This window comes from uncultured Ralstonia sp. (assembly GCA_913056305.1).
GTDB lineage: Bacteria > Pseudomonadota > Gammaproteobacteria > Burkholderiales > Burkholderiaceae > Ralstonia.
This window is the reverse complement of the sequence record CAJXMR010000050.1, coordinates 20,899-27,651: the sequence shown is the minus strand read 5'-3', so window position 1 is coordinate 27,651 and position 6,753 is coordinate 20,899. Positions and strand designations below refer to the sequence as shown.

The 6,753-nt window shown below is 68.5% G+C and carries 6 protein-coding genes; 4 read left to right on the top strand and 2 right to left on the bottom strand.

Annotation, left to right across the window (positions count from 1 at the left end):
- Positions 1-549: efflux RND transporter periplasmic adaptor subunit (locus tag QZ609_RS10860; RefSeq protein ID WP_295494171.1), on the top strand; the 549-nt coding region annotated here is incomplete at its 5' end.
- Positions 546-1,994 carry an efflux transporter outer membrane subunit gene (locus QZ609_RS10855; RefSeq protein ID WP_295494169.1) on the top strand — a complete coding sequence of 483 codons (1,449 nt, stop codon included), beginning with the start codon at positions 546-548 and terminating at the stop codon, positions 1,992-1,994. The genes QZ609_RS10860 and QZ609_RS10855, both read left to right, overlap by 4 nt.
- Here the strand turns inward: QZ609_RS10855 and QZ609_RS10850 are convergent.
- Together QZ609_RS10850 and QZ609_RS10845 are read right to left on the bottom strand one after the other, a co-directional pair.
- Positions 1,991-2,815, bottom strand: coding sequence for a hypothetical protein (locus QZ609_RS10850; RefSeq protein WP_365901368.1), 825 nt, complete (start codon positions 2,813-2,815; stop codon positions 1,991-1,993). The genes QZ609_RS10855 and QZ609_RS10850 overlap by 4 nt on opposite strands.
- A 355-nt stretch (positions 2,816-3,170) precedes the next feature.
- Positions 3,171-3,824 carry an XRE family transcriptional regulator gene (locus QZ609_RS10845; protein ID WP_295494166.1) on the bottom strand — a complete coding sequence of 218 codons (654 nt, stop codon included), beginning with the start codon at positions 3,822-3,824 and terminating at the stop codon, positions 3,171-3,173.
- Between the two features lie 98 nt (positions 3,825-3,922).
- Between QZ609_RS10845 and QZ609_RS10840 the strand changes: the two genes are divergently transcribed.
- On the top strand, positions 3,923-5,209 hold the full coding sequence (locus QZ609_RS10840) for an MFS transporter (protein ID WP_295494165.1): 1,287 nt from the start codon (positions 3,923-3,925) through the stop codon (positions 5,207-5,209).
- An 11-nt stretch (positions 5,210-5,220) separates the two neighbouring features.
- Positions 5,221-6,753, top strand: coding sequence for an amidase family protein (locus QZ609_RS10835; RefSeq protein ID WP_295494163.1), 1,533 nt, complete (start codon positions 5,221-5,223; stop codon positions 6,751-6,753).

Here is a 6,753-nt window from a genome sequence, read left to right as displayed (position 1 = left end):
GCGGGCGCCAACCGCGAGCTGTTCACGCTGGCGCAGACCGATCCGCTGCGCATCTATCTGTATGTGCCGCAGGCGTATTCGCAGCAAGTGAAGGCCGGGCAGGACGTGGCCGTAACGCTGGCGGAACTGCCCGGCCAGGTCTTCCACGGCACCATCGCGCGCATGTCCAGCGCCATCGACCCGACCACGCGCACCATGCAGGTGGAAGTGTCGCTGCCCAACAAGGACGGCCGCCTGATGCCTGGTGCCTACGTGCAGGTGGCCATGGCCGGCAGCGCCGCCGACCCCGGCCAGCCCGCCTTCGTGGTGCCCACCAACACGCTGCTCTTCCGCAAGGAGGGCCCGCGCATTGCCGTGGTGGAGAACGGCCATATCAACCTGCGCCTCATCACCATCGGGCGCGACTACGGCCGTACGGTCGAGATCGTCGCCGGCCTGAAGGCGGGCGATGCATTGGTGCTCAATCCGGCCGATTCGATCGAACAGGGTGAGGCGGTGACCGTGGTGCCCGCCCAGGCGCCCGCGGCTTCCGCACCGCGCGCATCATGAACACGCTCGTCGTGCGCCGTACCGCAATCGCTGCCGCGCTGGCCGCAGGGCTGGCGGGCTGTTCGCTCGCCCCGCACTACGAGCGTCCGGCCCTGGACGTGCCTGCCCACTGGCAGGCCGAAGCGCCCTGGCGTGCCGCCCAGCCCGCCGACGATGCGCCCAAGGGCCCGTGGTGGCAGCGCTTCAACGACCCGCAGCTCAACCAGTTGATGGCGCAGGCGCTGCGTGAGAACCAGTCGCTCAAGGTGGCGGTGTCGAACCTGGAGCAGGCCCAGGCGCTGACCCGCGTGGCGCGTGCCAGCCTGCTGCCGCAAGTCACGGCCAGTGCCAACGGCGCGCGCATCCGCACCTCGGCCGACCGGCCGCTGTCGTCGTTCACCAGCCCCGTCGTGTCGACCGTGCAGAACGACTTCGTGGTGCGTGCCGATGTCAGCTACGAGGCCGACCTGTTCGGCCGCGTGCGCAACACCGTCGCCAATGCATCCGCCAATGAAGAGCAGGCGGCCGCCAACCTGGAGAATTTCCGCCTGCTGCTGAGCGCGCTGGTGGCCACCACCTGGTACAACCTGCGCGAGACCGATGCGGAGATCGCCGTCGTGCAGGCAGGGCTGGCGCTGCAGCGCAAGGCGCTCGACTTCGTTAGCTCGCGCCATCAGGACGGCATTGCTTCCGGGCTGGACCTCGCGCAGCAGCAGGCGCTGGTGGACACCACCGCCACGCAGGCCGAGCTGCTGATCAAGCAGCGCACCCAGTACGAGCACGCGCTGGCCACGCTGGTCGGCACGCCGGCACCGGTGTTCCACGTCGATCCGGTGCCGCTGGCCGGGTCGCCGCCCGTCATTCCGGTGGCGCTGCCGTCAGACGTGATCGAACGCCGCCCCGACGTGGCTGCTGCCGAGCGCGGCGCCGCTGCCGCCAACGCTTCGGTGGGCGTGGCGCGCGCCGCGTTCTTCCCGAGCGTGATGCTGAATGGCGGCGGCGGTTGGGAGGCGCGCGACCTCGCGCTGCTGTTCTCGGCGCCGTCGATGCTGTGGTCATTCGGCACGCAGATCGCGCAGACGGTGTTCGATGCGGGCCGCACGCGCGCCCGTGTCGACTTTGCCAACGCGGGCTACCAGGGTGCGATCGCCAACTACCGGCAGACCGTGCTCGGCGCGTTGCAGGAAGTGGAAGATGGCCTGGCCGGGCTGCAAACGCTGGACCGCGCCGCCACACAGGCCCATGCGGCGGTGGAAAGCGCGCGCAAGGTCTATGACATCGCCAGCGTGCGCTACGAAGGCGGGCTCGCCACCTCGCTGGACGTGATCACCGCGCAGCAGTCGCTGCTCAACAACCAGCGCACCGCCGTGCAGATTCTCGGCCAGCAGATGACGACCGCGGTGTTCCTGGTCAAGGCGGCCGGCGGTGACTATCAACCCGGCACGCCGCCGACGACGCAGCGCTAAGCCACCTGCCGCAGAAAGCGCGCGCCGGCAAACAGGCCACCCAGCCAGCTAAGCAGCAGCGCCGCGCCCGCCAGCGATTCAACCGCTTCAACAGTGCCCTCCGGCAGCCAGGCTCGCGCGGCCAGCAGGCCCCACGCCAGCGCGGCGGCAGCCAGCACGCTCACCGCCAGCGCGCCCAGGCCGGTCGCGAGGGTCCGGCCAACCGGCGGATGCACATGCGCGGGCGGGCACAACACCGCCATGCGCGCACGCACATACGCGGTCGTGCGATCGCTGTCCGATGCCGCCGCGTGATGTCGCATCACGTGCATCCAGGTTTCGGTATCCAGCATGCCGGTGGTCAGCTCATGCGCGACCCGGCGCAGCGCGGCGCGTTCGCGGGCATGCTCGGTGGCATCGGTCGGGCTTTCACCGCGGGCGGGGCGATCGAGCCCGGCGGGCGCCAGGGCGGGATCATCTGCGTGCACCTCGTGCCGGTATGTCACCCGCAGGCGGCGGGACCACGTGGCATAGGCCATCGTCATCACCGGGATGAGCACCTCCATGCCGCCCACCAGCGCCAGTGCCAGCGGGTCGCCATCGCGCCCCTGCCACAGCAGGTAGCCTGCCCACAACAGCTGCAGCAGGCCGAAGGCAAACAGCGCCGGCGCAAACCAGCGCAGACGCATGAAGGCCGCCGACAGCAGCCCCACTGGCAGCACCACCTGCAGCAGCCGCACCGCCGACACCACGCCGGCCACACGTGGCACGGCGCCATGCATCCACTGCATGGCCAGGACAGTGCCGCCTTGCACCACCGGCAAGGTATTGAGCCACAGCACCGCGATCAGCCACCCCCGGACCCCATAGAGCCGGTGAGCCCGCGCGTGTGCTGCCGAAATTGCAATCCACGTTCCCCGCATGACGCTCCCCCGTCCGGACCCGCAATGCATCATGACCGCATTCCGCTGGCGGTGTCCGGCTTTGTGCGGATTGTGTCATTGATGCCGGAACGGCCGTCCCCTACCGGCGGGGGGACATGTTTGCAATGTTTTCAAGAACGACGAAAACCCAATGCGGACAAGGCTTTGCGGGAGAAATCAATCTGTTCACATCTGAATTTCATAAATGTGAATGTTGTTTTGACCCGGCGTTAACCAACGGAAACACACATCCTGCTAATGGGCGGCGGACGCCTCAGATGGCGCCCTCCAAATACCGCACATCCGCCCCCACGCAGCACGCCAACACTTCCGCATCCTCCTTGCTGGCCGACAGATACACATGCCCGACCGCGCTGTCGAAATACAGGCTGTCGCCAGGCGAGAGCTGGAACACGTCGCCGTTCTCGAAGCGCAATTCGAGCTTGCCGCCCAGCACGAAGACGAACTCCTCGCCGGGGTGGCGGATGTAGTCAGGAAAATCCTCCACCGACCGCGCGCGGATGTGTGCGCGCATCGGCACCATGCGCTTGCCGGTCAGCGCGTCGGCCAGCATGCCGTACTCATAGTTGGGCGTGTCGTAGATGACCTGCCCGCCCGACGGCGTGAAGGTCGGCCGCACTGGCCCGGCATCCGGCGTGCGGCGACGGCCCAGCAGTTGCTCGAACTCCAGTTCCAGCGCATGCGCCAGGCCGGCAAACTTCTCATAGGTGAGCGCGATGTCGCCGCGCTCGGCCTTGGAAATGGTGGACAGCGCCACGCCCGAGCGCTCCGACAGCTCCTGTAGCGTCAGCCCGCGCGCCTTGCGCGCTTCACGGATGCGCGCGCCCACCTCCTGGTGGTTGAGCTGAGCGGGGGTGTCGTCGACGGAGTCGTCGGATTGGACGGCGGCTTTTGTGCGGGTGGCCACGCTGGAGGTCTCCGGGTTTTCTCGTATACGAGAATCACTTTTTTCTCGTATACGATAACTTAAACCATTTCCGCCTCCAACCTGCAGGAGCGCCCACCGTGTCGACACTCGCCCTGGACAGCCGCCCCGCGCTGTCGCGCACGCAAGTCATTGCCGCCACCACCATTGGCACGGCGCTGGAGTTCTACGACTTCACCATCTACAGCTACTTCGCGATCCAGATCGGGCAGCTGTTCTTTCCGTCGGCCTCGCCGGTCAACCAGTTCCTGTTGTCGATCGGGGTGTTTGGCGTGGGCTTTGTGGTGCGGCCGCTGGGCGGGGTAGTGATCGGCGCCTATGCCGACCGCGCCGGGCGCAAGAAAGCGATGGTGCTGACCATCATGATGATGGCGCTGTCCTGCGCGCTGATCGCCACCGCGCCCACCTATGCCGTGGCGGGCATCTTCGCGCCGATGATCGTGCTGGCCGCGCGCCTGATGCAGGGCTTCGCGGCGGGCGGCGAGTTCGGGCCGGGCACCACGCTGCTGGTCGAATACGCATCGGACCGCACGCGCGCGTTCTTCGCGAGCTGGAACTTCGCGGCGACGGCGCTGGGGCTAGCGCTTGGCGCGGCGGTGGCCACGCTCATCAACGTGACGCTCAGCAAGGAGGCGGTGCTGGCCTGGGGCTGGCGGCTGCCATTCCTGCTGGGCATCTTCGCGGCGCCGGCCGGCATGCTGATCCGTCGGCGGCTGGAAGAGACGCTGGAAGACCGCGCCCCCGGCCAAGCCAAACCGCAAGGCGCGCTCAAGGCCGCGCTGACCACGCATCTGAAGCTGACCATCCTCGGCACGTTTGCCGAGCTGGGCGGCTCGGTGTCGGTGTACATCACGGCGTTCTTCCTGCCGAGCCACGCGGTGCGCACGCTGCATCTGTCGCCTACGGCTGCCGTGGTCTCGGGCGTGGTCAGCTCGCTGGTGCTGTTCGTGGTCGCGCCGATTGCCGGGCGGCTGGCTGATCGCTATAGCCGCAAGCGCGTGCTGGTCACCTCGCGCATCATCATGCTGCTGGCGGTGACTCCGGCGTTTGCGTTCCTGGGCGCGCATCCGACGCCGCTGGCGCTGTACGCGGTGTCGGCGCTGCTGGCGGTGTTCGTGGCCGCGCAGATCGTGCCGGTGCTGGTGATGATTCCCGAGCTGTTTCCCAAGCACGTGCGCGCCACGGGCATTGCGCTCACGTATGTGGTGAGCGCATCGTTCTTCGGCGGGTTCTCGCCATTCATCGCGAGCTGGCTGGTGGAGCGCTCCGGCAATCCGCTCGCGCCGGCGTGGTATGTGGCGGCCGCATGCCTGGTGTCGCTGGTGCCGGTGATCTGGCTGAAGGACCGTACGGGCCAAGCGCTCTGAAAGGAGGATCGATGTCGCACTACGCTGAACTCGTCAGCCGCACCGCGGTGGAGCTGCGCCGCATGATCGGCGCCAAAGAGATCTCGCCGGTCGAGCTGCTCGATGCCTGCATCGAACGGATCGAGGCCATCAACCCCGCTGTCAATGCCGTTACGGCGACGTGCTATCCGCAAGCTCGCGAAGCCGCTCGGGCCGCTGAACGCGCGGTGCTGGCCGGCGAGCCGCTCGGCTTGCTGCATGGCCTGCCGCTCGGCGTGAAGGATCTGGAAGACACCGCCGGCCTGCTCACCACCTATGGCTCGCCCACCGCGCGCGGCAACGTGCCAGCGCGCGACGTGGTGCTGGTAGAGCGCCTGCGCGCGGCGGGCGCCGTGCTGGTGGCCAAGACCAACGTGCCGGAGTTCGGCGCGGGCGCCAACACGCGCAACCCGGTGTGGGGCGCCACCGGCAACCCGTTCAACCCGATGCTGAACGCGGGCGGATCGTCCGGCGGCGCGGCGGCGGCGCTGGCGTGCGACATGCTGCCGGTCTGCACCGGCTCCGACACCGGCGGCTCGCTGCGCATTCCCGCTTCCAAATGCGGCGTGGTTGGCTTCCGGCCATCGCCGGGGCTGGTGCCGAACTCGCGCAAGCTGCTGGGCTGGACGCCCATCTCCGTGGTCGGCCCGATGGGGCGCACGGTGGCCGAGGCCTGCCTGCAACTGGCCGCCACGGCGGGCCTCTCTGCGGGCGATCCGCTCAGCTATCACGTCGATCCACTCAGCTTCGCCATGCCGGATTCCATCGACCTGAGCACCCTGCGCGTCGGCTGGACAGAAGACTTCGGCTGCTGCGATGTCGACGCCGACATCCGCGCGCTGTTCCGCGAACGCATGGCCGCCATCGCGCCGATGTTCCGCCAGTGCGAGCCCATATCGTTCGACCTGGGCGACGTGCACCGCTGCTTCGACGTGATCCGCGCCGAGAGCTTCGTCGCCGGCATGCGCGATGCCTACGCGCGCGACCCGGCCTCGCTCGGCCCCAACACGCGCGCCAACTACGAGCTGGGCGCATCGATGACGCTCGCCGACTGCGCCTGGGCCCAGGCCGAGCAGACGCGCATCCTCAAGCGCTTCCAGGCCGCGTTTGCCAACTACGACGTGATCCTGTCGCCCACCACACCGGTGTCGCCGTTCCCGTGGAGCGAGCTGTACGCCACGCACATCGACGGCCGCGCGCAGGCGAACTATTACCGCTGGCTGGCGCTGACGTATGTGGTCACGCTCACGACGCACCCCGCGTTGTCGCTGCCGTGCGGCGTCGACCAGGCCGGCATGCCGTTCGGGCTGCAGATCGTCGGCCCCTTCCATGGCGACCGCAAGACGCTGGCCGTGGCGCATGCGCTTGAGCAGGCTTTCGACGCGTCTGCTACGCTGCGGCGGCCGCGTCCGGACCTCGCCAAGCTTGCGCAGCCGACGCCGGCACTGCGCTCCATCGTCACCGCGCCGCCGGTGTTCGATGCCGCCGCAAGCAACACGAGCGGCACGGGCACCTCGGCAGTCTGA